Annotated in this window: 28 protein-coding genes; 19 read left to right on the forward strand and 9 right to left on the reverse strand. The window is 70.3% G+C overall.

All coding sequences use genetic code 11. The features are described 5' to 3' along the window. Positions 1-111: 111 nt before the first annotated feature. The 3 genes from GBA65_RS01500 (at position 112) to GBA65_RS01510 (ending at position 1,840) form a co-directional block, all read left to right on the forward strand. Positions 112-321: an AbrB/MazE/SpoVT family DNA-binding domain-containing protein gene (locus GBA65_RS01500; protein WP_166395069.1), complete on the forward strand. Its 210-nt coding sequence runs from the start codon at positions 112-114 to the stop codon at positions 319-321. Continuing rightward, the gene (locus GBA65_RS01505; RefSeq protein WP_166395070.1) at positions 318-716 is read left to right on the forward strand and encodes a type II toxin-antitoxin system VapC family toxin; all 399 of its coding nucleotides are present in this window, start codon (positions 318-320) and stop codon (positions 714-716) included. Before GBA65_RS01500 ends, GBA65_RS01505 begins: the two co-directional genes overlap by 4 nt. Before the next feature lie 476 nt (positions 717-1,192). After that, positions 1,193-1,840, forward strand: a complete 648-nt coding sequence (locus tag GBA65_RS01510; protein WP_407691129.1) for a DUF5612 domain-containing protein — start codon at positions 1,193-1,195, stop codon at positions 1,838-1,840. Between the two features lie 15 nt (positions 1,841-1,855). Here GBA65_RS01510 and GBA65_RS01515 read toward each other — a convergent pair whose 3' ends face one another. The 3 genes from GBA65_RS01515 to GBA65_RS01525 all read right to left on the reverse strand — a co-directional run bounded on the left by GBA65_RS01515 (position 1,856) and on the right by GBA65_RS01525 (position 4,001). Continuing rightward, positions 1,856-2,971 carry a 5-methyltetrahydropteroyltriglutamate--homocysteine S-methyltransferase gene (locus GBA65_RS01515; protein ID WP_166395072.1) on the reverse strand — a complete coding sequence of 372 codons (1,116 nt, stop codon included), beginning with the start codon at positions 2,969-2,971 and terminating at the stop codon, positions 1,856-1,858. Between the two features lie 106 nt (positions 2,972-3,077). Beyond that, positions 3,078-3,557 carry a hypothetical protein gene (locus tag GBA65_RS01520; RefSeq protein ID WP_166395073.1) on the reverse strand — a complete coding sequence of 160 codons (480 nt, stop codon included), beginning with the start codon at positions 3,555-3,557 and terminating at the stop codon, positions 3,078-3,080. A gap of 303 nt (positions 3,558-3,860) precedes the next feature. Then, positions 3,861-4,001: a hypothetical protein gene (locus tag GBA65_RS01525; RefSeq protein WP_166395074.1), complete on the reverse strand. Its 141-nt coding sequence runs from the start codon at positions 3,999-4,001 to the stop codon at positions 3,861-3,863. Positions 4,002-4,292: 291 nt separating this feature from the next. On the opposite strand from GBA65_RS01525, the gene typA reads away from it, so the two are divergent. The 6 genes from typA to GBA65_RS01555 all read left to right on the forward strand — a co-directional run bounded on the left by typA (position 4,293) and on the right by GBA65_RS01555 (position 11,184). Then, positions 4,293-6,077, forward strand: a complete 1,785-nt coding sequence (gene typA, locus GBA65_RS01530) for a translational GTPase TypA (protein WP_166395075.1) — start codon at positions 4,293-4,295, stop codon at positions 6,075-6,077. A gap of 93 nt (positions 6,078-6,170) precedes the next feature. Continuing rightward, positions 6,171-6,668 (forward strand): hypothetical protein, encoded by a 498-nt coding sequence (locus GBA65_RS01535; RefSeq protein ID WP_166395076.1) that lies wholly within the window; start codon positions 6,171-6,173, stop codon positions 6,666-6,668. Further along, positions 6,661-8,520, forward strand: coding sequence for an AAA family ATPase (locus GBA65_RS01540; RefSeq protein ID WP_166395077.1), 1,860 nt, complete (start codon positions 6,661-6,663; stop codon positions 8,518-8,520). The genes GBA65_RS01535 and GBA65_RS01540 overlap by 8 nt, the downstream gene beginning before the upstream one ends. A gap of 85 nt (positions 8,521-8,605) precedes the next feature. Then, a complete protein-coding gene (locus GBA65_RS01545) occupies positions 8,606-9,094 on the forward strand; it encodes an LURP-one-related/scramblase family protein (protein ID WP_166395078.1) in 489 nt (162 codons plus the stop codon). Positions 9,095-9,497: 403 nt separating this feature from the next. Next, complete coding sequence (locus GBA65_RS01550; protein ID WP_166395079.1) at positions 9,498-10,541, forward strand: sulfotransferase; 1,044 nt, start codon at positions 9,498-9,500, stop codon at positions 10,539-10,541. A gap of 184 nt (positions 10,542-10,725) precedes the next feature. Beyond that, positions 10,726-11,184 (forward strand): MOSC domain-containing protein, encoded by a 459-nt coding sequence (locus GBA65_RS01555; protein WP_228281599.1) that lies wholly within the window; start codon positions 10,726-10,728, stop codon positions 11,182-11,184. An 8-nt stretch (positions 11,185-11,192) separates the two neighbouring features. Here GBA65_RS01555 and GBA65_RS01560 read toward each other — a convergent pair whose 3' ends face one another. Continuing rightward, positions 11,193-12,230 (reverse strand): LLM class flavin-dependent oxidoreductase, encoded by a 1,038-nt coding sequence (locus GBA65_RS01560; protein WP_166395081.1) that lies wholly within the window; start codon positions 12,228-12,230, stop codon positions 11,193-11,195. A gap of 430 nt (positions 12,231-12,660) precedes the next feature. Between GBA65_RS01560 and GBA65_RS01565 the strand changes: the two genes are divergently transcribed. From GBA65_RS01565 to GBA65_RS01590, 6 genes are all read left to right on the forward strand, one after another. Further along, positions 12,661-12,939, forward strand: a complete 279-nt coding sequence (locus GBA65_RS01565) for a hypothetical protein (RefSeq protein ID WP_166395082.1) — start codon at positions 12,661-12,663, stop codon at positions 12,937-12,939. Between the two features lie 269 nt (positions 12,940-13,208). Continuing rightward, on the forward strand, positions 13,209-14,381 hold the full coding sequence (locus GBA65_RS01570; protein WP_166395083.1) for a GAF domain-containing sensor histidine kinase: 1,173 nt from the start codon (positions 13,209-13,211) through the stop codon (positions 14,379-14,381). Position 14,382: 1 nt separating this feature from the next. Then, positions 14,383-15,030, forward strand: a complete 648-nt coding sequence (locus GBA65_RS01575; protein ID WP_207956052.1) for a response regulator — start codon at positions 14,383-14,385, stop codon at positions 15,028-15,030. Between the two features lie 102 nt (positions 15,031-15,132). Next, positions 15,133-15,843, forward strand: a complete 711-nt coding sequence (locus GBA65_RS01580; protein ID WP_166395084.1) for an SDR family NAD(P)-dependent oxidoreductase — start codon at positions 15,133-15,135, stop codon at positions 15,841-15,843. Positions 15,844-15,850: 7 nt separating this feature from the next. Continuing rightward, entirely contained in the window at positions 15,851-16,939 is a 1,089-nt protein-coding gene (locus tag GBA65_RS01585) for an S-adenosylmethionine:tRNA ribosyltransferase-isomerase (protein ID WP_166395085.1), read from the forward strand. 721 nt (positions 16,940-17,660) lie between these two features. Continuing rightward, entirely contained in the window at positions 17,661-17,867 is a 207-nt protein-coding gene (locus tag GBA65_RS01590; RefSeq protein ID WP_166395086.1) for a hypothetical protein, read from the forward strand. A gap of 33 nt (positions 17,868-17,900) precedes the next feature. Here GBA65_RS01590 and GBA65_RS01595 read toward each other — a convergent pair whose 3' ends face one another. The 3 genes from GBA65_RS01595 to GBA65_RS23855 all read right to left on the reverse strand — a co-directional run bounded on the left by GBA65_RS01595 (position 17,901) and on the right by GBA65_RS23855 (position 20,975). Next, the gene (locus GBA65_RS01595; protein ID WP_166395087.1) at positions 17,901-19,019 is read right to left on the reverse strand and encodes a winged helix DNA-binding domain-containing protein; all 1,119 of its coding nucleotides are present in this window, start codon (positions 19,017-19,019) and stop codon (positions 17,901-17,903) included. Between the two features lie 625 nt (positions 19,020-19,644). Then, complete coding sequence (locus GBA65_RS23850) at positions 19,645-20,769, reverse strand: universal stress protein (protein ID WP_228281602.1); 1,125 nt, start codon at positions 20,767-20,769, stop codon at positions 19,645-19,647. A gap of 44 nt (positions 20,770-20,813) precedes the next feature. After that, positions 20,814-20,975 (reverse strand): universal stress protein, encoded by a 162-nt coding sequence (locus GBA65_RS23855; RefSeq protein ID WP_228281604.1) that lies wholly within the window; start codon positions 20,973-20,975, stop codon positions 20,814-20,816. Positions 20,976-21,604: 629 nt separating this feature from the next. Here GBA65_RS23855 and GBA65_RS01610 point away from each other — a divergent pair. The 4 genes from GBA65_RS01610 to GBA65_RS01620 are packed head-to-tail and all read left to right on the forward strand — an operon-like array spanning position 21,605 to position 22,926. Continuing rightward, entirely contained in the window at positions 21,605-21,907 is a 303-nt protein-coding gene (locus GBA65_RS01610) for a putative sensor domain DACNV-containing protein (protein ID WP_166395088.1), read from the forward strand. Next, positions 21,904-22,017, forward strand: a complete 114-nt coding sequence (locus tag GBA65_RS25730) for a hypothetical protein (protein ID WP_323127068.1) — start codon at positions 21,904-21,906, stop codon at positions 22,015-22,017. The genes GBA65_RS01610 and GBA65_RS25730 overlap by 4 nt, the downstream gene beginning before the upstream one ends. Before the next feature lie 52 nt (positions 22,018-22,069). After that, the gene (locus GBA65_RS01615; protein ID WP_166395089.1) at positions 22,070-22,663 is read left to right on the forward strand and encodes a hypothetical protein; all 594 of its coding nucleotides are present in this window, start codon (positions 22,070-22,072) and stop codon (positions 22,661-22,663) included. Continuing rightward, the gene (locus GBA65_RS01620; RefSeq protein ID WP_166395090.1) at positions 22,615-22,926 is read left to right on the forward strand and encodes a diadenylate cyclase; all 312 of its coding nucleotides are present in this window, start codon (positions 22,615-22,617) and stop codon (positions 22,924-22,926) included. The genes GBA65_RS01615 and GBA65_RS01620 overlap by 49 nt, the downstream gene beginning before the upstream one ends. Positions 22,927-23,169: 243 nt before the next feature. Here GBA65_RS01620 and GBA65_RS01625 read toward each other — a convergent pair whose 3' ends face one another. Both GBA65_RS01625 and GBA65_RS01630 read right to left on the reverse strand, forming a co-directional pair. Beyond that, positions 23,170-23,715: an SRPBCC family protein gene (locus GBA65_RS01625; RefSeq protein WP_166395091.1), complete on the reverse strand. Its 546-nt coding sequence runs from the start codon at positions 23,713-23,715 to the stop codon at positions 23,170-23,172. A 120-nt stretch (positions 23,716-23,835) separates the two neighbouring features. Further along, positions 23,836-24,177: a hypothetical protein gene (locus tag GBA65_RS01630; RefSeq protein WP_166395092.1), complete on the reverse strand. Its 342-nt coding sequence runs from the start codon at positions 24,175-24,177 to the stop codon at positions 23,836-23,838. Between the last annotated feature and the right edge of the window lie 100 nt (positions 24,178-24,277).

Below are 24,277 nucleotides of genomic sequence, written 5' to 3' on the forward strand. Positions count from 1 at the left end.
ACAGAGCAATCCGCAAGACGAGTCCTCGCAAAAGTCCTCTGTAGCGGGGCATACAGCCATGCCATAGACTACTAACCTGTACTACAACCAAGGTATCGACAGGAAGAAAAAATGGAAACCGTAAAATTATCCCCGAAGTACCAGATCGTTATACCGCGTTCGGTGCGCGAGGGGCTGAAGCTCGTTCCGGGTCAGGAAGTGGCGGTTATACGCTATCGCGGGCGGATCGAGTTGGTACCCATGAAGCCGGTGAGGGAGATGCGCGGCTTCTTGCGCGGCCTCGACCCCGAGGTCGGGCGAGAAGCGGATCGGGAGCTGTGAGCGAGGCCTCCGGCAGGAACGTCGTGGACTCGTCGGGGTGGCTCGAGTACTTCGCAGACGGGCCCAACGCGGACTTCTTCGAGGCTGCGGTCGAGGACGCCTCCTCGCTCGTGGTACCGACGATAAGCATCTACGAGGTTTTCAAGCGCCTCCTGCGGGAGTCCGGCGGCGAGGATGACGCCCTGAGGGTCGTGGCCGCGATGCAGCGCGGCGAGCTCGTGGACCTGGGGGCGGAGCTGGCGCTCGACGCGGCGAGGACGGCGCACGAGTTGAAGCTGCCGATGGCCGACGCCGTGATCCTGACGACCGCCAGGGCCTGGGGGGCGACACTATGGACCCAGGATGCGGACTTCGAGGGCCTCCCCGGGGTACGCTTCGTGCGCAAGGAAGGTTAGGGCCGCACGACGCGGATCGATGCGGGTACGGGCGGCTCCCCGCAACCCTTGTTTTCATCCGGCGGAGAAACGAGCCCGGGAGTTCCCCGGTGCAGGGGGGGAGGCGCCCGAAGGCGAGGGAGCGGGTCCCGAGAGCCCGGGCGGGGACGACAAGTCGTCCCTCGCGAGCCCATCGCTGATGGGGGAGCGACGAGGGATCGGTAGCCAGGCTGCTCTACCGCGTGGGCCCAGGACATCGCCGCGCAGGGACGTGTCGCCTGCGTCGTCCGTCCAGAGGGCGCCGGGGGTGGGCATAGAAGCCTGGCTCCGCCGTCCCGCTCTTGGGGGTAGAATCCGCCTTCGTCAGGCCGAGCGAGAGGTAGCCGCGAGATGTTCCGTGCGATAAAAGTATCTGTTCCGTCTTCCCACATAGTCATGGGGCAATGCCCGTGAGCGGGTTCGACGGGGGGGAGGGAGGTTCGGCGCCGCTGGCGCTCATGATCGGGACCGTCGACGAGCCCGGCATCCTGCACGAGTTGACCCGCGTGATCTTCGAGCACGGGGCGAACATAACCTACGTCGACATCGCCGAGCGGCGCGAGAGGCACTCGACCGTCTACTTCGAGCTGGAGGACGTCTCGGCGGGTTCGGAGGCCGCGGAGGTGCTGCTCCGGGACCTCAAGGCCCTGCCCGTCGTGCGCGAGGTAGAACGGGCGCCGTCCTTCGCCAAGGTCTACGGCAAGAGGATCATCGTCGTCGGCGGCGGGGCCCAGGTGGGGCAGGTGGTGGTCGGCGCCGTCGCCGAGGCCGACCGCCACAACATCCGGGGGGAGAAGATCTCCGTGGACACCATCCCGCTCGTCGGCGAGGAGGACCTCGCCGCCGCCGCCCGCGCCGTCGCCCGCCTCCCGCGCGCCGTGGCCCTCGTCCTCGCCGGGGCCCTCATGGGCGGCGACGTCGCCCAGGCCGTCCGCGAGGTCCGCGAGAAGGGCATCATCGTCCTCTCCCTGAACATGGCCGGGAGCGTCCCCGACGCCGCCGACCTCGTCGTCAGCGATCCCGTGCAGTGCGGCGTGATGGCCGTCATGGCCGTCTCCTCCAGTGCCCGCTTCGACATCCGCCGCCAGACGGGCCGACGCTACTAGAGCCCTGTGGGCTCCTTAGCCCCAGACCTCCTCGGCGACCTCGACGATCAGGCGGAGCTTGGCCCATTGCTGCTCCTGGCTGAGGGCGTTGCCCTCGACGGTGGAGGAGAAGCCGCACTGGGGGGAGAGGCAGAGCTGGCCTATGTCGACAAACTGGCTTGCTTCTTCGATGCGGCGCTTGAGGGTGTCCTTGGATTCGAGCTCGCCGTGTTTGGTGGTGACGAGGCCGAGGACGACGGTCTTGCCCTCGGGGACGAAGCGTAGGGGTTCGAAGCCCCCCGAACGCGGGTCGTCGTACTCGAGGAAGAAGCCGTCGACGTCGAGCTCGCTGAAGAGGGCCTCGGCGACGAAGTCGTAGCCGCCCTCGGCGACCCAGGAGGAGCGGAAGTTGCCGCGGCACATGTGGGTGGTGACGGACATGCCCTCGGGCCTTCCGGCCAGCGCGCGGTTTATGTTGCGGATGTAGGTCTCGTGCTGGTGCTCGGCGTCGCCGCCCAGGGAGACGATGTGCTCGCGCTGGCGCGGGTCGTTGAGGTAGGCGAGGCTCGTGTCGTCGAACTGGAGGTAGGCACAGCCTAAAGAGCCCAGAGCGCGGACCTCTTCGGCGTAGGCGGCGGTGAGGTCCTCCCAGAACGCTTCGAGGTCGGGGTAGACCTTCTCGTCTATGGCGGCGCGTCCGCCGCGGTAGTGGACCATGCTGGGGGAGGGGATGGTGAGCTTCGGGGTGGTGGAGTTCGCGGTCAGGGACTCGAGGTACTCGAAGTCCTCGCCGAAGATGGCCCGTTCGAGGCCGATCCTCCCCTTCACCTCGAGGGCGGCGGGGGTGAACTCGATGTCGCCCTCGGCGTTGTGGAACCGGACCTTCATGTCGCTGGGGGCCTTCTCGATCCCGTCCAGCTGGTACATGAAGTCCATGTGCCAGGAGGCGCGGCGGAACTCGCCGTCGGTGGCGGAGCGGAGCCCCACCTCCTCCTGCTTGCGCACCACGTCGCGGATGGCGTCGTCCTCGATGCCCCTGAGCTCCTCGGCCGGTATCCGCCCGGCGGCGAAGTCTTCGCGGGCGCGCAAGAGCTCCGGCGGGCGCAGCAGGCTTCCGACGTGGTCTGCACGGAACGGCGGCTTGTCGCGCATGAAAGGGACCCTCCTTGTAGCTTGACGAGATACCGCGGATTCTAGTGCTCGGAGAGACGCCGCGCCCGCGATGGAAGATCCCCCGTGGGCTTCCCGAGGTCCCGTCCTAGCGGACGCCCTTCTGGTGCTCCCACGCGTCGCGGGCCGCCTCTTCGGGGTCCAGGACGCCCCGGTAGCCGGCGACCCTGAAGCCCCTGGCCACGAGCACCCAGGCGTCGGAGGCGGTGGCGACCACCCGGTAGCCCTCCGGCAGGGGCGGCCACTCCGGCCTCTCCGTCTCGCCCCGGCCTCTCCTCGGGGTCCTGACGCCCCCGCGCGTGCCCGCGGGCGCCGGGGGGACGGGCCTCTCCTCTTGCGGGGGCTCTTCGGGCGACGGGGCCGCGGCCTCCGAGCTCGGCCCCACCATCCCGGCGAGGAACATCAGGACGTCGTCCCTGCGGGAGAGCTCGCGGCGCAGGTGGGTCACCTGGCTCTTGAGCTCGGCGATGGTGCGGTCTCTCGTCTCCGGGGCTTCGCGGTCGGACCCGTGCTTGCCGTGCCTGCGGGCCTGCAGGTCGAACGCGACGTTGTTCTCGTTGGGTTGCATGACGGGATAGCGTAGAACACTTCCGCCCCCCCGGACAGCCCGATTTCTCACGTACTCAAGATGTTGAGGTGGCCCGGGCAGGCCCCCCTAGCTCTTCGCGGCGGGCACCGCGAAGGCGGTGGCGAACGCGACGGCGCTCGCGGAGAGCCCGAGGCGGCGCGGCGGCGACGCTGAAGCGGCGCTCGAGGCCCGGGAGCCCCGGGGGCTACGGCTCGCAGTTCGGCACGTGAGCGGCCGAAGCGGAGCATCGTCCGTAAGCAGGGACGCGCGGGGAGGAGTTCGGTACGAGCGATCCCGGTCGGGCTATTGCTGGATGGACTCCACCAGGCGATCCGTGACCACCGTGGTCACGCGTTCTACGAGCTGCAAGAACAGGGCGCCGTCGTTGGCGACGAAAAGAAAGTAGAGGGCTCCGAGCGCCAGTATGGGGCCGACGAGTTTCACCGTTTCCTCCGGGGTTATGGGATGGGCGTGAGCAATGATAATGCTTTGGGGGCGAAATACGGGCCCGGAGAGCCCGATCGGGGGTCGTTCGTGGCTCGTTGCGCAGAAGATCCGGGGCCGCGACCTCTCGGAGCGGCAGAAACATGCCCGGAAGGCCGATGCTCGGCACATCGTGCGGTAGAATAATCCCTTGTACGGTCGCATAGGGCGGCCTTTTCTATTGCCTTGATTCCGACGCACGCGGTCTTGCAAGGCGCCAGGGACCAGCAAGGATCGGGTCAGGAGATTCTCATGGAATACCGCAACATTGCCATCATCGCGCACGTCGACCACGGGAAGACGACCCTCGTGGACGGGATGCTCACGCAGACCATGGAGCTCGGGCACGGGCAGGAGATCGCCGAGCGCGCCATGGACTCGAACGTCCTGGAGAGGGAGCGGGGCATCACGATCCTCTCCAAGAACACCGCCGTCGAGTATGGGGGCGTCAAGATCAACATCGTCGACACCCCGGGCCACGCGGACTTCGGCGGCGAGGTCGAGCGCGTCCTCGGGATGGTCGACGGCTGCCTCCTCCTCGTGGACGCGGCCGAGGGCCCGATGCCGCAGACGCGCTTCGTCTTGCGCAAGGCCCTTCAACTCGGGCTCAAGCCGATCGTCGTGGTCAACAAGATCGACCGGCAGGATGCCCGGCCCGAGGAGGTCGTGGACCTGACGTTCGACCTCATGGCCGAGCTCGGGGCCTCCGACGAGCAGCTGGATTTCCCGATCCTGTACGCCGTCGCGCGCGAGGGGAAGGCTTACGGGGACCTGGACGACCCGCAGGACGACATGCAGGAGCTCTTCGAGACGATCCTGTGGCAGATCCCGGCGCCCGAGGTGGCGCTGGAGGAGCCGTTCCAGATGGTCGTCGCGAACCTGGACTACTCGGACTACCTGGGGCGAATCGTGGTCGGGCGCGTCAGGCGCGGCAGGGTCAGGCGCGGGGAGTCGGTCAACCTGATCCACAAGGACGGCACGATGACGAGGACGCGCGTGGCGCAGCCGTTCACGCACCTCGGGCTGAAGCGGATCGAGGCCGAGGAGGTCGGCGCGGGCGACATCGTGGCGCTCTCGGGGATCGAGGACGCCCAGATCGGGGAGACGGTGGCGGACCTCGAGGACCCGAAGGCGCTCCCGATCATCACGGTCGACGAGCCGACGGTGAGCATGGTCTTCCAGCCGAACACCTCGCCGTTCGCCGGCAAGGAGGGCAAGTACGTCACGAGCCGCCACCTCGCCGACCGCCTGAGGCGCGAGGTCCAGACCAACGTCTCCCTGCGCGTCGAGGAGCTCAAGCCCGACGAGTTCCAGGTCTCGGGGAGGGGCGAGCTTCACCTCTCCATCCTGCTGGAGACGATGCGCCGGGAGGGGTACGAGGTTCAGGTCTCGGCGCCCGAGGTCATCACGCGCGAGATCGACGGCAAGAAGCACGAGCCGGTGGAGCACCTCGTGATCGACGTGCCCGAGGAGTTCGCATCTAGCGTGATCGGGGTCTTGAGCAGCCGCCGGGGGAACCTCTTGAATATGGAGATGCAGGGGAGCCGGACGCGGGTCGAGTTCAGGATCCCGTCGCGCGCCCTCTTCGGGTTCCGCACGCAGTTTCTCTCGATGACGCAGGGGACGGGGATCATGAACCACGTCTTCGACGGCTACGCGCCGTGGGCGGGCGAGTTCAAGACGCGCCAGAACGGCTCTCTCGTGGCGTCGGAGGCCGGCAGCGCCTTCGCGTACTCCATCTGGAAGCTCCAGGACCGCGGCAGCTTCTTTATCACGCCGGCGACCGAGGTCTACGTCGGGATGGTCGTCGGCGAGCACGCCCGCGAGCAGGACCTGAACGTGAACGTGTGCAAGAACAAGAAGCTGACGAACGTCCGCTCGGCCGGGGCCGACGACGCGTTGAACCTGACGCCGCCGCGCAAGATGAGCCTGGAGGACGCCCTGGAGTACATCGGCGGCGACGAGCTCGTGGAGATAACCCCCGCCTCCATCCGCCTGCGCAAGAAGGTCCTTGAGCCCGGCATGCGCAAGAAGTAGCCTCCCGCGGCCGAGCACCCCTCGCGGGGCGCGTATGGTCTACAATCGGTCTCCCCGCGGTTCTCCGAGAGGCATCAGGGAGAGGGAGGAAAGATGGTGGAGCACCCGGTCCGCCGGGACGATTCGGGCATCCCGTCGGACCCGGCGCGCGTGGACGAGACGGGCCGCAGGCCGATACGGGTGATCGGCCTGCTCCTCTTGCTGCAGGCGGCGGGGCTTGCGGGCGTCGTCCTCTACGAGCTGTCGCGGGTCGATTGGCGCCGTCTGGACCCCGAGTCGCCGTCCGCGCGGGCGATCGGGGCGGCGACCTCCCTGTTGTTCGCGCCGCCCGCCGTACTGGCGCTTCTGGCGGCTCTGGGCTTCCTGTTTCTGTCGCGTCGCGGCTGGATCCTGGCCGCGCTCTCGCAGGGGACGAGCCTCGCGATCTGCCTCTGGCTCTACACCGAAACGGCGCCGCTCTACGTCTACGGGGTGATGGTCTACTGCATCTTGATGGTTCTGTACCTGAACTCCCACGACGTGCGGGTGGTCTTTCATCATCCCGGGCGGGAGGACGTGGGACCGGCTTCCGGGGCGTCGAGCGATGACTGAGGCCGGCGGGGATCTCGCCCTGCTGAGGCGCTTCGAGCCCGTCGTCCGTTCCACGAGCGGAGACAAGTTCTACCCGATGGACGTCGAGCCTTACGTGCGGGCTTGCAGCCTCTGGGTCAAGCGGCCCGGCGAAGAGGCGGTCTGCGTGACCCCGGCCGGGGAGCTGACCCTGGAGCGGCTCCCGCAGCAGACCGTCGACGGGTTCGGGGCCGTCCACTTTCTTCGTTTCGCCGATCCTCGCAGCGAGGAGGGGCCGATCTCGCCCCTCACGCCCCTCCGCAGGGGCGCCGGGCTGAGGAAGACGCGCAAGGCCTTTCGCGCCGGGCGGAGCCGGCTGGCGCGCGTCGGGTACTTCTCCCGCATCATGGACGCCCTGTACTCCATCGTGCTGCTCGCCCGGGGACGGGTGCCGGGAGAGGCCGCGTCGCTCGCGGCGTCGCGCTACGAGCGCATCATGGAGGAGGAGGGCGAGCACTACCGTTACCACGGCCGGGTGTTCCGCCAGGACGACTGGGTGGTCCTGCAATACTGGTTCTTCTACCCGTTCAACGACTGGCGCTCCGGGTTCTTCGGGGCGAACGACCACGAGGCCGACTGGGAGTCGGTCTCCGTCTACCTCTCCGAACCGGAAGGGGAGGCACGCCCGGAATGGGTAGCTTATGCCTCCCACGAATACTCCGGCGACGACCTCCGGCGCCGGTGGGACGATCCGGAGCTGGAGAAGGTCGGGGAGCATCCGGTGGTCTACGTCGGAGCCGGTTCCCACGCCAGCTTCTACGTCGCGGGCGAGTACCTGACCGAGGTGCGTCTCCCCCTACCGGCGTTGCCCGCCAGGGCCGCGATCGCCGTGCGGTCTTTCTGGAGGGAGAAGATGCGCCAGTACGCGGGGTTCGGGGGACGATCTAGGCCGAACGAGGGAGGCGGGTACCTGCGCATCCCCTTCGTGGATTACGCGCGTGGCGACGGCCTGACGATCGGGGAGGGCGGGGACGAGGCCTGGGATCCCCCGCGGGTACTCACCGAGCCGCTGCCGGGCTGGGTCTCCGGGTACCGGGGGCTGTGGGGGCTCTACACGCGGGACCCCTTCGAGGGCGAGGACGCCCCCTCGGGCCCGATGTACAACCGCGACGAGAGCCCGCGCCGCGCCTGGTACGACCCGGTCGGGTGGGCCGGTCTCGACAAGGTGCCCACCTCGGCCGGGGAGCTGAGGACCGCCCTGGAGAGGCGAGCGGAGATCGAGTCGCGGTGCGCCGCCCTCCGCGCGGAGATCGAAGAGAAGAGCCGGAAGCTCAAGGGGCTCGGGGTGGAGGTCGCGGCGATGAGGGACAGGTCCCACCTCGACGCATCGTACGAGGACCGCATGAGGCAGACGGGGGAGCTCTCCGGCGAGATCAAACGGCTCCGGGCGCGGCTGGCCGCCGATATGGACGTCCGGGAGTCGCTCGGGGAGTACGCCGGACGGTTGAGGGCGGGCGAGCGCGGTCCCGCACGCGCCCACCTCTCCCGCCCGCACGCGCCCGCCTCCGACGCCGACCTGCGCGCCGGTCGGGTGGCCGAGGTGTGGGCCGCCGCGAGCGTGGGGCTCATGCTCGTCGCCCTCGTCTTGATAGTGATCCAGGCGCGCCAGCACCTCACCGCGGGGCTCGTCGCGGGCGTGGCGGTGTTCGCGTTCGTCGAGGCCGGCTTCAGGCGCCGGCTCACCAACCTCTTGAGCAGCGCGAACATCGGCCTCGCGGTGGTCGCCGCGCTCATCGTCGTCTACGAGTTCTTCTGGCCTCTCGTGGTCCTCGCCGTGCTCGCCGTCGGCGCCTACGTCCTGTGGGACAACCTCCGGGAGCTCCGCCGCAGGTGAGCCGCCTCCCGACGCGCGCGTCTCCGGTGTCGGGCAGGGCGCTCGCGGGTATGGGCCGTGGTAACCGAACACTCCGGGAGGATGCATGGCGCGCTACACGATGCGACAGCGGCTCGTCTCCATAGGCGAGGATTTCGACATCACCGACGAGGCCGGAAGACCGGTCTACAAGGTCGACGGCAAGGTCATGAGGCTGCGCGAGACGTTCGTGATCGAGGACATGCGGGGCCGCGAGGTGGCCACGATCCGCGAGAAGAAGCTCGCCCTGCGCGAGAGCATGAACATCCTGCGCGGGGGCTCGACGATCGCCACCATCCGCAAGGCGCGTTTCGCGCCCTTCCGCCACAAGTTCTCCATAGACGTGGCGGGCGGCGTCGACCTGACCGCCCAGGGAGACATCCTGCACCACGAGTACGCCATCAGCCGCCAGGGCGACCCCGTCGCCCGCATATCCAAGCACCGGCTCACCATGAGCGACACCTACAGCGTCGACGTCCTCCCGGGCGAGGACGACGGCCTCGTCCTCGCGGTGGCCGTCGCGATCGACGAGATGGCCCACGACTCGGACGACTAGAAGCCCGAGCCCCGGCTCGCGCGGAGCCTTCCACAGGCCGCAGGGCACGTCTTCCGGGTAGCCCATAGCGCCGATGCGTCATGGAGCGGCCCGAAGAGGCGCGCGAGTGGGCTCTCCCGGAGCGCTTCGTGCCCTTGCGAGGTAGGGGTAGATTTCGTCCTCTGCGGGTACGGAGCGGCGACGGGCGCTTCGGTGCGATCGAACGACGAAGGGATGCGCATGTTCTGGACGAGGCGGGGCAACACCAGGTTCGGCTGCGTAGTGGTGCCCTGCGGGTGCCTCGTGTCGCCGCTCTTGCTGGTACCGGGGGCGGTGCTCGCGTACGAGGTGCGCCGCCGCGGTATCGGAGGGTAGGGCGGTGGAGGCGAGGCCGGCCGCTCGAGCCCGGCTTCGCGCCTGAGGGATGCCGTTCCCCGATTTCCTCATCATAGGGGCGCAGAAGGCGGGCACGAGCTGGCTGGCCTCGAACCTGTCCCGCCACCCCGACGTGTGGACGCCGCCGCTGAAGGAGATCCACTACTTCGACCAGAGAGCCAAGGAACCGCCGTTCGTCGTCTCGCTGATGAGGCTCTGCCGCACGGGGTACACCGACGAGGACTGGTACCCCTGGTACTGGCGGAACCAGTCGAAGCGCCTCTTGCGGAGCATCCTTCGCCGATCCGGGAGGAAGCCCGAGCCGGGAACCCTGTCGTGGGCGCTCAAGTTCCTCTCCCTCCCGCCCTCCGATAGATGGTACGCCTCCCTTTTCGAGGAGGGCGGCGGCAGGAAGACCGGAGAGGCGACCCCGGAGTACGCGATCCTCGAAGAAGCGGAGGTCGCCCGCGTCCACGAGCTCATGCCGGACGCCAGGATCGTCTTCTTCATGCGCAACCCCATAGAGAGGCTCTACTCCTCAGCGCTGATGCGCCTCAGGCACCTGGCAGAGATGGGGAGGGAGACGGAGGCCGACGACCGGTTCTTCGAGCGCTTCTTCCGGGAGCCCGAAGTGGTCGCCGAGACGAAGTACCTCCGGAGCCTCGAGAGGTGGCGGCGCTTCTACGGGACGAGCAGATCTTCGTCGGGTTCCTCGAAGACGTCCACCTCCACCCGACCGTCTGCTGCAACGCCTCTACTCGTTTCTCGGGTAGATCCCGCCCGCGCCCTGCCGGTCGAGAGGCGCAAGGTCAACGCCGCGCACCGCGAGACCATGCCCACTCCTCTGGCCGTCCACCTGGCCCTCGCCTACCGCGAAGACCTGCAACTCCTGAGCGCGCGCTTCGGCGGCTACGCAAGCTTCTGGCTCCACTGCGCCGAGAAGCTGACGAGCAACCCCCCGGACGAAGAGACGTTGCCGTACCCGTTGTGGGAGTCGTGGCTGTGGGACGAATGGAAGAAGGGGCGCGGCCCGGCCGGACCCACGGAGACGGGGAAGAGCGAGGTCCAGAGCCGAGCCCTGGCCCCGTCTTGACTTCGAGTAGCGGCAGCTTGTCCTGGCTTCTTTGAAACCGAACGGTCGGTTGCTAATGCAGGCGTTGGGTTTGTAGAATAGGTCGGGAGATGCCATCGGGCTCGCGACTCTTTTTGCGACAGGGTTGGGCTTTGGGCGCCGGTGTTTCTTCGGTCACCCGTGGCGAGTTTTTGAGGAGAACGCTGTGTCGGGCTTCGTCGAAGGGATATACGTGGCCTCGCGGGCCGGGGCGAGGGCCGAGCGTGTCGGGGAGGCGCGTGCCCTGGTGGGCAGGGGCCTGGAGGGGGATCGCTACGCCGAGGGCGCCGGGCACTGGAGCCGGTTCGGCAGGTCGTGCGAGGTCACCCTCGTCGAGGCCGAGGACCTCGAGGCGATGGAGAGGGAGGCGGGGGTGCGCGTGATGGGGGGCGAGCACCGGCGCAACGTGGTGTTGCGGGGCCTCGGCCTCGACGGGGTGCGCCGCAAGAAGTTTCGCATCGGGGAGGCGGTCTTCGAGTACCAGAAGCCGTGCTCGATCTGCCGCTACGTGGAGCGGCTAACCGAGCCGGGCATGACCGAGGCCCTCAAAGGGCGCGGCGGCATCTGCGCCCGGGTCGTCGAGGAGGGGGAGATCCGGGAGGGAGATCCCGTCAGCGTGATGTAGGTTCGGGTCTAGCCCCCGACCTTCTGGCCCGCCGGGGCGCGATCCAGCCCGAAAGCCCCGGCAAGCTTCTCGTACGAGCGGAGCCTCTCCGCGTGGTCGTGGACCATCGTGGTGACCATGATCTCGTCCGCCAGAGTCTGCTCGGCGATCTCTTCGAGGCGTGTCTGCACGGAAGGCAAGCTCCCGACGATCTGCATGGAGCGGTAGCTCTCCAGCAGCCTGCGTTCGCCCGGCGTGTATGGATAGGCGAGCGCCTCCTCGGGGCTCGGCAAGGGGCCGGGCTTGCCGGTCCGCATGCGCACCCATGCGAGGCCCATCGACGAGGCCAGTTCCTCGGCCCGCTCGTCCGTGTCGGCGCAGATCACCGACGCCGCGAGGATGGCGTGGGGCGCCGGGAACCTCTCCGAGGGGCGGAAGTTGTCGCGGTAGGCGCCGAGGAGGGGCGTGGGGTCCACGGGGCTGAAGTGGGAGGCGAAGGCGTAGCCCAGGCCCATCTCGCCGGCCGCCTTCGCCGAGTAGCCGCTCGACCCGAGCAGCCAGATCGGCGGCAGATCCACGCCTTCGGGGGCGGCGGAGATCGAACGGAACGGGTGATCCTCGGGGAAGCCGTCGCCAGAGAAGGCCAGAAGCTCGCCGAACTGCTCCGGGAAGTCCTCGGCCCCCGCGCTCCCCCTCGGGCCGCGCAGCGCCGCCGCCGTGACGGGGTCGGTGCCCGGGGCGCGGCCGATGCCGAGGTCGATGCGGCCCGGGTGCAGGGCCTCCAGGACCCGGAAGGTCTCGGCGACCTTCAGCGGCGCGTGGTTCGGGAGCATGATGCCCCCGGCCCCCACCCTGATGCGGGAGGTCGCGTCCGCCACGTGCCCGATCATCACCTCCGGCACGGGGCTCGCGACGCTGGGCAGGTTGTGGTGCTCGGCGAGCCAGTACCGCTCGTAGCCGAGACCGTCGGCGAGCCGCGCGAGCTCCAGCGTGTTCCGAAGCGCCCTGGCCGCGTCCGAGCCGGAAGGGACCGGTGAGAGATCCAGAACAGAGAGTGAGAATGCCATCGTCGCTAGTACCTCCGTATCGAACGAATATCCGCCGCGTGCCCGTCGAGGGCGCCCAGCAGTTGCGAGGGGCCGCCGTCCCCGCTCCTTGAGGTTAGCACCCCGTGCCCCGATTCCGAACCGGCTGACGCGGGGTAGCCGTGCGTGCAGCAGGAGCGGGCCTCGCCCGCAACCGGTGCTTGCACAGGACGCCCCGCGCGTCGCCAACGGCGCCTTTCGGCTACCATCAGCTCGTGCCAGGTGGGAGGGCGAAGCCGGGCAAGCCTTTAGCAGGTTCGCGTTCTGGAGGACGCGGAGGGAGATCCCGGCGGCTCCAGCGCCGGTGGACGGAGAGCAGCGCGACGCCCGCCGCGAGCTTCGCCGAAGGGGGTAGAAAGGACGGACCGCGAAGACGCCGAGGAACATGACTTCGGGAGCCTGGCGTGGTCGGGTGGCTGAGAGGAGGTGGACCACGGAAGCGCGAGACGTGTATGGCAACCGCATAAGGTTGGGTAGGAACGGTCTCCGCTACGGCGAGGAGTTCGTGTCTTTCGACGACATGGGGGCGCAACCGGCGTCCTACACCTTCTGGAACCCCGCCACCAGCTTATCCGAGATAACGGTGCCCCGGCGGCGCGGGCCTGACCTGGTCCTGAGGAACCTGTCCCCTGAGACCGCTAACCGGCTCGGGGAGGCGATAAACGAAGCCCTGCGCAAGCACCGTGCGTAGAGCCCCGGGGCCGTGAGGCTCCATCGACCTTGCTGCAAAACGTCCGGTGCTGCCAGCAGGGGACTCCCCCGCCGTTTGATGTTGGGGATCCGGCGTCCCGCACGGCTTCGCGCGTCGGGGGCGTCCGGAACTCCCGGACTCGCTCTCGGGCTAGAACTCCTGACCCTCCACAGACCCTGAGCGCTTCAGACGCCCGTTCCGTAATTGCTCTGGGTGTCCTTATCCGGGCCCTTCGTTCTCCCTTTCTTGCGCTGGTAGACTCGGGTTCGATGGGTGAGCCCGAAGACGGACAGAGGGATCTGGAGCGCCGCAACCACGAGCTCTCCGTGCTTAACGCGATCGCGCGCGAGCTCAACCGCTCGGTGGACCTGAGCGATGCGCTGGAGTTCACGCTGGCCGAGGTCTCCGAGTTGCTGGGCTTGCGGACCGGGTGGATCTGGCTCGTCGCCGAGGACTCGCCGCAGACCTACCTGGCCGCCTCCCGGAACCTCCCGCCCGCCCTGGCGGAGGACCCGGCGCGCATGGACGGCTCGGGCTACTGCTACTGCCTCGACTCCTACAGGAGGGGCGACCTCGCGGGGGCCGCGAACGTCAACGTGCTCAAGTGCACGCGGCTCGGCGGCCTCGTGGACGGCACGGACGGCCTGCGCTACCACGCCTCCATCCCGCTCCACTCGGGGGAGGAGAAGCTCGGCGTCATGAACGTCGCGAGCCCCGACTGGCAGAGCCTCTCCGAGAGGGACCTTCAGCTGCTCTACACCATCGGCGACCTCCTCAGCATCGCCGTGGAGAGGGCCCGGCTCTTCTCCCGGAGCGCCCGCCTCGGCGCCCTGGAGGAGCGCAACCGGCTGGCGCGCGAGATCCACGACACCCTCGCCCAGGGCCTCGCCGCCACCACGCTGCAGCTCGAATCCGCGGACGCCCTGCTCGACGGCGGGGCGCCCGAGCCCGCGCGAACGCCCCTTCGCCGCGCCCTCTCGCTCACCCAGGCGAACCTGGAGGAGGCCCGGCGCTCCGTCCTGGACCTCCGGGCCGCCCCGCTCGAAGACCGGCCGCTCGCCGGGGCGCTCGAGGTCCTCGTGAAGGCGTGGGAGGCGGAGACGGGCGTCGGGGCGAGCTTCGAGGCGGTGAACGGCGCGCGTCCCCTGCCGCCCCGCGTCGAGGCGGCGCTGTACCGCGTTTGCGGGGAGGCGCTGGCGAACGTGGCCCGCCACGCGGGGGCCGAACACGTCACCGTCCGGCTCGTCGTCACGCCGGGGAGGGCCCGGCTCGCCGTCGAGGACGACGGCCGGGGCTTCGACGTCTCGGGGATACCCGCGGGGCGCCACGGGATCGTGGGCATGAGAGAGCGGGCCGAGAGGCTCGGCGGCGCGCTGGTTCTGAGAAGCGCGCCCGGCGGGGGGAGCGTCTTGGAGGCGACGGTCCCGCTGGAGGGGCTCTAGGGTGGAGGGCGAGAAGATCCGCATCCTCGTCGCCGACGACCACCCTATGCTGCGCGAGGGTCTCGTCGCCGTCCTCGGCACGCAGCCGGACTTCGAGGTGGTGGGCGAGGCGGCCGACGGCGCGGAGGCCGTGCGGCTGGCGGAACGTCTGCGGCCGGACGTGATCCTCTTGGACCTCGAGATGCCCGGCACGGACGGCGTAGCCGCCCTGCAACGCCTCAGGGAGAGCGGGGCCGAGGCCAGGACGCTAGTCTTCACCGCCTACGACACCGACCGGCGCATCCTGGCCGCCGTGCGCGCCGGCGCGAAGGGCTACCTGCTCAAGGGCGCCTCGCGCCGGGACATCTTCGAGGCCGTACGCGTCGTCCACGCCGGGGGCTCCCTGCTCGGCCCCGACGCGACGGCCGCGCTGCTGCGGCACGTGGAGGGGGACGAGGGGGGCCACGACGCCCTGACGCCCCGGGAACTCGAGGTGCTCCGGCTGGTCGCGGAGGGACTCTCGAACAGGGCGATGGCCGAGAAGCTGTTCGTCACCGAGCGCACGGTAAAGTTCCACGTCAGCTCGCTCCTGAGCAAGCTGGGCGCCGAGAACCGCACCGAGGCGGTAAGCATCGCCGTCAGGCGCGGCCTGATACGGCTCCCCGCCTAGAAAACCTGTACTCCCGTACAGGGACGGACCGTACTTCCGCGCGATGGCGCGGGGCCCCTCGCGAGGCATCCTCTAGGCATAAGCCAGAGAAGGAGCCCCACAATGACCTCGAACGAGAAGCGAACGGCCCTGATCACCGGCGCCTCCCGCGGCCTCGGACTGGCCCTGGCCCGCGCTCTCGCCGAAGACGGTTGGACCCTTATCGTGGACGCCCGCGGCGAGGGGGACCTCGAAGCCGCCCGCGCGGAGCTAGCGCGCTGGACCGACGTCGTCGCCGTCCCCGGCGACGTGACGGACGAGAGACACCGCCGGGCGCTCGCGGAGGCGGCGAGGGAGGCCGGTGGCCTGGACGCCCTCGTGAACAACGCGGGCATCCTCGGCCCGAGCCCGCAGCCCGCCCTGCTCGACTACCCGCTGGGGGCGCTCGCGGAGGTCTACGAGAACAACGTGTTCGCGCCGCTCGCCCTCATACAGGCCGTCGAGCAGGACCTGAAGCCCGGCGCCCGCGTCATCAACGTGACCAGCGACGCCGCGACGGAGCCCTATCCGGGTTGGGGCGGGTACGGGTCGAGCAAGGCCGCCCTCGAACAGCTCTCCAACATCCTCGCCGCGGAGAACCCGGGGCTGCGCGTCTACCGGGTCGACCCCGGCAACATGCGCACGCGCATGCACCAGGAGGCGTTCCCGGGCGAGGACATAAGCGACCGTCCCCCGCCGGAGGAGAGCGTGCCCGGTCTCGTCGAGATCCTGACCGGCAGCCTGCCGAGCGGGCGCTACGAGGCGCGCTTCCTTATCCCCGTGGACGGAGGTTGATGGTTCTATGACGCTACGATTCCTACCCGCCGAGAGCCCCAACGGCAAGCTTCGTGACCTCGCGCCGCTCGAGTTCGAGCTGCCCGCGGTCCTGGAGGCCGGCGAGCCGCCGGAGGCCCGCGGCCTCTCCCGGGACGAGGTGCGCCTGATGGTCTCCCACAGGGACGACGACCGGGTGTCCCACGCCCGGTTCCGTGACCTTCCGGACCTGCTGTCGGCCGGCGACGTGCTGGTCGTCAACACTAGCGGGACGATGAACGCGGCCGTGGAGGCCGAGCGCGAGGACGGCACGGTGCTGGAGCTGCGCCTCTCGACCCGTCTGCCGGCGGGCCTGTGGACCGTCGAGCTCCGCCTCCCGGCCGGGGACGCCACCGAACCGTTCCGCGGTGCGACGCCCGGCGAGACCCTCTACCTGCCCGGCGGGGCGACGGTCACGCTGCACAGGCCCTACCGCGAGGACAGCCCCCGGCTCTGGCTCTCTACCCCGAGCCTCCCGGAGCCGCTGATCGGGTACCTCGACCGGCACGGCTTCCCGATCCGCTACGGGTACGTCCGGGAGCGGTGGCCCGCGGGCTACTACCAGACCGTCTACGCCACCGAGAGGGGCAGCGCCGAGATGCCCTCCGCCGGGCGGGCCTTCACGCCGGAGCTCGTAACGCGCCTCGTAGCGGGCGGCATCATGGTGGCGCCCCTGATCCTGCACACCGGTGTCGCGAGCCTCGAGGACCACGAGCCGCCCTACGAGGAGTTCTACCGCGTCCCGGTCGAGACGGCGCGCCAGGTCAACGCCGCCCGCGGGCACGGCAAGAGGGTCGTCGCGGTCGGGACCACGGCCGTGCGGGCGCTCGAGACCGTCACGGACGCGGACGGGACGACGCACCCCGGGGAGGGCTGGACGGGCCTGATCGTGACCCCCGAGCGGGGCGTCCGCTCCGTGGACGCGATGCTCACGGGCCTGCACGAGCCGCGTTCGAGCCACCTGGCGATGCTCGAGGCGCTCGTCGAGCGCGGACGCCTCCGGCTCGCCTACGAGGAGGCCCTGCGCGAGGAGTACCTCTGGCACGAGTTCGGCGACCTGCACCTGATCCTGCCCTGACGAGATCCGCTCCACGAGACGCCCGGAAGGAGGAGAACGTGACCGAAGGAGTCGCACGCCTCCGACCTTCCCTGGGGACGCGGGGCGGCGGTGCGCCGCGCGAGGCCGGCTCCACCCCCTCGCGCGTCGCCTCCCCTCGCGCTCGGGCGCCCCGAGACCATCGGATCGGGGCTCCCTTGCCCGGTCGTCGTAATGCGGGGACGGCGCGGTAGGGCCCGGCGGGGAGGCGTGCGGAGGAGCTTCGCTGGCGGCGGACGCGTCGAGGAGTACCGCTCCGTCGGACGGCGACCTTCGGGAGGAATAGGGCGGAGGCGGGTAAGGTGGTCGTATCGTTGGACCGGTACGAAGGAGGACGCGTATATGACCGCTTCGAGGCGCATCGAGCCCTGGCTCACCCTCTCCGTTGCGCGGGGCAACGCCGTTCAGGCCGGCGGGCTCCTCGGCGCGGCCGCGCTCGCCTGGTACGCGGGCCGGAAGGGTTCGAGTGGCATGCCCTGGCTGATCTCCAGCCGTACCCTCGCGTACTTCTCGGAGCATGCCTTCTCCCACTATCTCGTCGGGCGCGCGTTCGGCATCCGCTTCACCGGGTACGGGCTCCACGGCACGAGCCACCCTCATCTCTACCCGCCGGGTGCGCGCTGGGTGTTCTCACGCCTCCCGTTGTTGAGCGCGCGTCGAGCCCGCGTCCCTCCGGGCGGCCTCGCCGACGGCGCGAGCCGCGATGTACTCGGCGGGGACGCTGGCGACCGTGGTCGTCGGCCTCGTGATCCCCGCCTACGGGTTGCGGCGCGGCGTCCCCGGAGCGCGGGGTTTGCTCGTCGCCTCTGGTGTCGTGACCAACGCGTTCGTGCTCCTCAGCGAGGCCCTGCGCCCCGGCGGGGACCTGGTCCGGGCCTGGCGGGCGTTGCGGCGAGGGTCGCGGGTGTAAAGCGCGGACTCGACGAAGCGGGGGCGAGGAGGGCTAGGCCCCCCCGTCGAATCGGACCTCGTGCGAGCCGGCGTTCTCCGCGACGAAGCGGAGGAGCCGCTCCCCTTCCTCGGCTAGGGCGTCGCGGTCCTGCGCGGTCAGGGTCTCGTACGGCTCGATCGCGAGCGTCGCCTTCGACCGGGCACGCTCCGTCCTCCACGTCCCGCGGAAGAAGCCGTCGACGAGCACGGCGGCCGGGACCATGCCGTTCTTGGAGGCAATGGCCCTGCGGTGCTCGTCGGCGATGACGCGGGTGCGGTCGGCGTGGGAGAGGATCAGGTTGTCGAACTCGGGCAGGAAGCGCGGCGGGGCCGGTACGTCCGCGCCGGGCCGCGGGGCTTCGGGCAGGTCGAACAGCTCCCTGCCCCCCTCGTCGCGGAAGGTCCGAAGCCGCGGCCGGAGCCGCTCGACGGCCTCGCCGAGCCGGGTCAGCCCCGACCAGGTCTGCACGTCCTTGATGGCGGCCGGTCCGAATGCCCCGAGGTAGCGCACGACGGTCTCGTCCAGCGAGGGTTCCGGGTCGAGCGGACGGCCGAGCCAGGCCTCCACCGTCGTGTGGGTGGCCTGCCCGCTCCTCCCCCAGACGCCGCGGGGCGGCACCTGCACGAGCGGCAAGAGATGGCGGACGGCGCGGGCGAGGGAGGCGGGGTCACGTCCCGGCCAACGCTCCCCGAGCAGCCCGCCGAGCTCCTTGGCGGTGAGCGGCCTCTCCTCGAGCAGCTCGCGGCCGGCGTCGGCGAGCGCCCCGAGGCCTACCCCCTCGAGGTTCGCGCGCTCGGCGCGGTTGGAGTACAAGCCGCGGTCTATGACCGGCTGCACGAGGGGACGGAGCCGTAGGCAGTCGCGGGCGCTGACCAGGTGAACGGTGTTGCGCATCAGCGCGACGCGCACCGCCCTGCGGTCCAGGATCAGGCGCGCCAGCTCGTCGGGGCGAAAGTCCTTCAGGCGCGTCCACAGGCCGACGTAGGGCGGCATCGGGGCCTGGGCCTGCAGGCCGACGAGATGCTCGATCGCCTCGTCGGCGGGTAGCTCCCCGCGGCCGAGCAGCATCTGCCGCGCCAGCGTGGCGCGATTGAGCGCGCGCCGGTCGAGCACGACGTCCGGTCCGCTCATCGGGAGCGGTAGACCTTCCGTGCGCTGCCCGCGAGCCGGTCGAGCGACCCCGTCACGGCGAAGTTCTCGTGCCCACGCTCGGGCGAAGCTGCGTTACTCCTCATGCTTCAATGATCCACCCCGGTACGCCTCTCCTCAAGACGCATTATCTCCCGAGCCGTCTCGTCGCGAGCTCGTCCGGGACCCCGCCCTCCCGCTTCGCCCTCGACGGGTTCGCCGCATCTCTCGACGCCCTTCGACCGCCGCTCCGGCGCCGCTCACGTCCGACGGAACGGCGCGCCGCCGCTTCTCGTCGCGTCCTCCCTCGGGGGCGCCGCATCTCCGTGTTGAGCTCGGCGCCGAAGAGCCTTCGGGTCTTCGGGCTTGCGGCCCCGCTCCTCGCGCCGGACCCCGGAAGCTTCGCAACCTCCACGCGGTCGAGCGCCTGCGGGGGGCGAGGCTCTCCTGGCCCTAACGGGTGGAACCTCCGTTGTCCGTCATCCGGGCCGTATGTCTGCCCGACCCGCGGCCGCGGGGGTCCCCGACCCGCTCGCGAGCCCTACCCCACGCACGAGACCGGTCTCCCCTCCGCCGGACGGAGGCCACCTCCCGGAGCGCCGATGAGGCGCTCCGTCCGGCGGCTCGTTTATCGCTCTAGCCCTGGGGAAGATCCGGGGTGTCCGCCGACGACGAGCACGGTCCGGTTCGCGTGGCGCAGCACCTCCTCGGAGACGCTGCCGAGCAGGGCGTGCTCCAGCGTCGACTTCCCCTCGGAGCCCAGGACGACGGGCTCCGCCCCGAGCTCCTCGGCGACGGCGACGATCGCCCGGGCGGGCCTGCCGAGGACGATCAGCTCCTCGAACTCCACGCCGGCCTTCTCGGCCAGGGCGCGCACCTTCCCGGCCGCCTCCCGGCCGTCCTCCGAGAGACGCCCGACGAAGTCCCCGTAGTGGATGCCGGAGTGGAACGTCAGATCCTCGTCGACGACGTAGAGGGCGAAGAGCCTGGCCCCGAGACCGCCGGCTACCTGCGCGGCGTACTCCGCGGCGCGCAGCGAGACCTCCGAGCCGTCCGTGGCGACGAGCACCGCCGGCCCCTCGAGCCCCGCGGCCTCTCCGTGGGTGAGGGTCCGGGCCTGCGAGGTCTGGTACGGCTCCGGGGTGACGAGGATCGGGCCCTTCGACTCTCCGAGCACCTGGTCCAGCGCCTCCCCCACCATCACGCGGCCGGCCCTTCCGAGGACCTTGGAGCCGAAGCAGAGGAGGGTGGGCTTCTCCTCCGCCGCTTGCAGGCAGAGGATCGTCTCCGGCACGTCCCCCACGGAGGTTCGCACCCTCGGGCGCAGGCCAACCGCCCCCTCTATCTCGTCCGCGCGGGCCTCGAGGGTCTGCTCGACGTCGCGCAGCTCCCCCTGAGCGTCGCCCCCCACCCCGACAAGCTCGACCTCGGCGCCCAGAGCCCGGCCGAGGCTCGCGCCCAGGAGACCCGCCCGCTTCGTGTCCTCGAAGGAGCCGTAACCGACGAGCACGCGCTCCGGCGGCCACGCCGCCTCCCCCTCGCGCACGATCAGCACCGGGCAGCGCGAGCGGTGGGCCAGCCCCATCGAGACGCTGCCCAGGGCCAGGCGCCCGAGCCGCCCGAGCCCCCTGCTGCCGGCGATCACGAGGCCCGCGCCGATCTCCTCGGCCTGCTCGACGATCTCCCCGACGAGGTGCCCCTCCCTCAGGTACGCCCCCGCGACCGTCCCGCCCTCTTCTCCTATGGAGCGCACCTGCCGGTCGAGCTTGTCCCGCCCGATCTCCTCCAGGCCCTTCCTTATGAAGCCCTTGGCGTGGGGGGGGGGACGTTGAACCAGACGTGGACGACGTGCAGCTCCGCGCCGCCCTTGTTCGCGAGATCCACCGCCGCACGCGCCGCGAGGGTCGTGTTCTCCAACCCGTCGGTCGCCAGCAGTATCTTCTCCGGGAAACCGTTCACTTCCGACCCCTTCCTGACCCCTCTCGGGCCGACGCAGGACCTTAGATCACGACCGCGGAAACGCTACGTATACTCCCGGCACTCCAACCGGAACCCTCGCGGGGGAATGCTTGTCACCTTCGGATGCACCTCGTCGGCGAGACCGCCCTCCGAAAGCGCCGGGAACGACCTGCCCTCCAGACCCGCGGCATGAGCACGCCCGCGATGGCGCGGGTGCTCGAACGAACGCGAAGCCGGAGACCGCCTCCCCCCGGCCTCCGCGATGCTCTCGAGCGTCGCTCCCCCGTAACCCCCGGGCGCGAACTCCTCGAACGCCGCCTCCAGAACCTGTGCCCGCCGATCCAACACCTCGGCCACCCAGCCCCCTTGATTAAACGTTCAATAACCACAGCCTAGCCGCGATCGAGCACCCCGTCAAGCAACGAGAGGGGCTTCTTGGTGAGAGCGATCGCAACGATGCTGGCGAGCCGCTCGGGCCTCGCGCCGCGTCGGGATCGCTGGCGGGTGCCGCCTCTGACCCGCGCCTGCGTCACGCGCCGAAGGCCGGGAGGTAATTCGGGGCGAAGGTGCGCTTCGGGAGCTCCGGACGGGGTGCTTTGGGCTACCATGTCCCCGGAAGGGAGGCAGGAATGGCACGTGCTTATCCCGGGGATCTCGCCGCCCTCGTGGCGTCGCGCTGGGACGAGGTAGCGCCCGTCGGGGAGCGGGGATCGGCGTGGGCGGGGAGCGGGGGGGCGGCGCCGAGCCTCGGCGCGCTCGAGGAGTTGCTCGACGCCTGCTACCAGGCGGGCCTCATGCGCGAGGAGGAGAGGACCGTCTCCTTCCGGCTCGTTCTGGCCGACCCCGAGGCCTTTCCCCTCGGTGGGGGACCTCCCTCGGGTTTCACAGGCTCGCCTTCCCGCGGGCACAGCCCCTCGACGAGGACGTATTGAGGCGCCTCTCCCCGGCCGCCGACTACCACCGCTCCCTCATCGGGGCTCGGGAGACCGCGGACGGCGGGCTTGAGGTCTGGGCCTGGTCCACTCCGGCCCGGGGTGGGTGAGGGCCACCCAGGGCGGGCGGGGCGCCCGGCGCCTCTCCCGCCGGCGCCCGTCGTGCACGTGACGGGCCCGGGGCGCGTCGTGGTGTCCAGGGGCGACCGGGCGGTCGCCGAGCTGAGGGGGGGCAAGCTCTCCGGTCCCAGGGCGGACGTCTTCGCCTCCAGGTGGCTGCCGGCGAGCTTCGCGCCGGTCAGGGCGGAGCTCGTCGAGCTGCACGACGAGGCGCGGCGGCGGGCCGCCGCCGCGGGGGAGCCCTGGGCGCCCCTGGACCCCGACCTGATCCGCCTCGTCGGCCAGCACACCATCAGGCGCGTGATCGCCGTGATGCGCGCCGTCCACCACGGCGGGACGCTCGTCTTCGTCCCGCCGGAGCTTACGGACGAGCTCTCGGGCGAGAACTCGTACTTCGCCTTCCGCCACCCCTTCGCCGAGGACGAGCCCCGCCGCCGCTTCAGGACGCTCATCGTCGGCGTCATGAACCGCCTGGCGCAGGTACACGGCAAGGGCGAGGAGGGCAGCTACCCGAGGGCGGTCGGCTGGGGGAGTACGAGGGGAGCCGGGACGAGGGGCTCGCCGCGCTCGACGAGGCCGTCTTCGAGGTGGCGCACCTTATCGCCGGGCTCTCGGCGGTGGACGGGGCGGTCGTGATGACCAAGCGTTTCGAGATCCTGGGCTTCGGCGCGGAGATCTCCGGGGCGCTCCCCCCCGCGAGGACGGTGGCCCGCGCGCTGGATCCGGAGGGGGAGAGGGTCCGGCGGGAGTCGACCGACGGCGTCGGTACCCGCCACCGCTCGGCCTACAGGCTGTGCGGGGCGCTGCCGGGGTCGGTGGCGGTCGTGGTGAGCCAGGACGGCGGCGTGAGGTTCGTCACGCGCAAGGACGGAGAGATCACGTACTGGAACCACGCGTGAGCTTCCGCGGGCAACGGGCGGGATGGATTCTTGCGCGGGGCGAGCGCCCGGCGCCGAGCCTCGTGGAACCCGAGCCTTCGCCACCTTCCACCGGATAGCGTCCGGCCCCGGGTCGGCCTGCGAAGCGCGGCCCGAAGGTGAGCCGCGCCTCGCAGGTCAGCACCACCGTCTCGGGCCGGCATCGATTCGTTCGAAGATGCGGCAGTGCTCGCGCCGCGGGACGCCCGCGGGGTTCGGTGCGTGCTACTCGCCGGGCGGGTCGTCGCGGACCACCGCCGGGTTGTCGTCGGTCGGGGGGTCCGCGCCCGGCGGGGGAGGCGACGGCTCGACCTTGCCCGAGCCCTCCTCTATCTGACGGCGGATCGACTCGAGCGTCTCCGAGATCCCGCGCGCCAGCGGGTCCTCGCCCTCGGGCGCCCGATCCCCGAGCTCGCCTTCTACCGAGCGCTCCCCGAAGGAGAGGTGGACCGTTACCTCGCTCCCGCCACCGCCGGACCCCGCGACGGTGAGCCAGCCCGAGTAGTCGCGCCCCGCCTCGGCGCCCCACTCCATGCGCCTCTGGCCCTCGTCCAAGGCCAGGTAGCCCTCGGCGTCGAAGGAGCCGTCGCCCCCGGGGTACTGCAGCGTCGTGCGCACCCTCCGGCCCGGAACCCCCTCGGCGGAGGGTCCCTCGATGGAGGCGTCCGTGACGGGGGGCAGGTACTTCGGGAGGTTGTCGACGTCGGAGAGCCAGCCGAATACCTCGTCGGGCGGGGCTCCCACGACCTGCGTCTGCTCGTACTCGCTCATGCTCTTCTCCCTTGGATGCTTCGGCGCCTGGTAGCCGCCTCTAGTGGTACCGATTCGGGTTCTCTTGAAGCTTGCGCGGGCGCCCGAAGACGCAGGTGCAACCGCGAGGTCTCCGCCGGGTCACGGCACGGGGCCGTCTCGCTGCGAACCCGCGTCGCGCCTCAACTCGCGCAGGCCCCGATCGGTGAGGCCCGCCACGTGCGCCGGCGCGGACCGGCCGGTGACCCCCTCGCGGTAGCGGCCGCGCAGGCGGACGTAGTTTCCCCGCACGAGGTCGCGGAACAGCTCCGCCGTCTCCGCCTCGTCCAGGCCCACCCCGGTCCCCATCCGGGCCAGGTCCCCCGGCCCGAGTTTCAAGGGGCCGGACCGTCCGCCCCCGTCGCCGTCATCGAGCATCCGTGCGTGGATGGCATCGAGCATCCGCACGAGATTCTCCTCCGCCCTCGGGTACGCTCCGCGCAACTGATCCGCCCTCCTCGTACTCGTCGGTACTACATCTATGTTCCCGTTGTTTGTATTTCTTAACTGTTCATATACTCACCGAGCCGGCGAAACCGTCGTC

The organism is Rubrobacter marinus (assembly GCF_011492965.1).
Classification (GTDB): Bacteria; Actinomycetota; Rubrobacteria; order Rubrobacterales; family Rubrobacteraceae; genus Rubrobacter_F; species Rubrobacter_F marinus.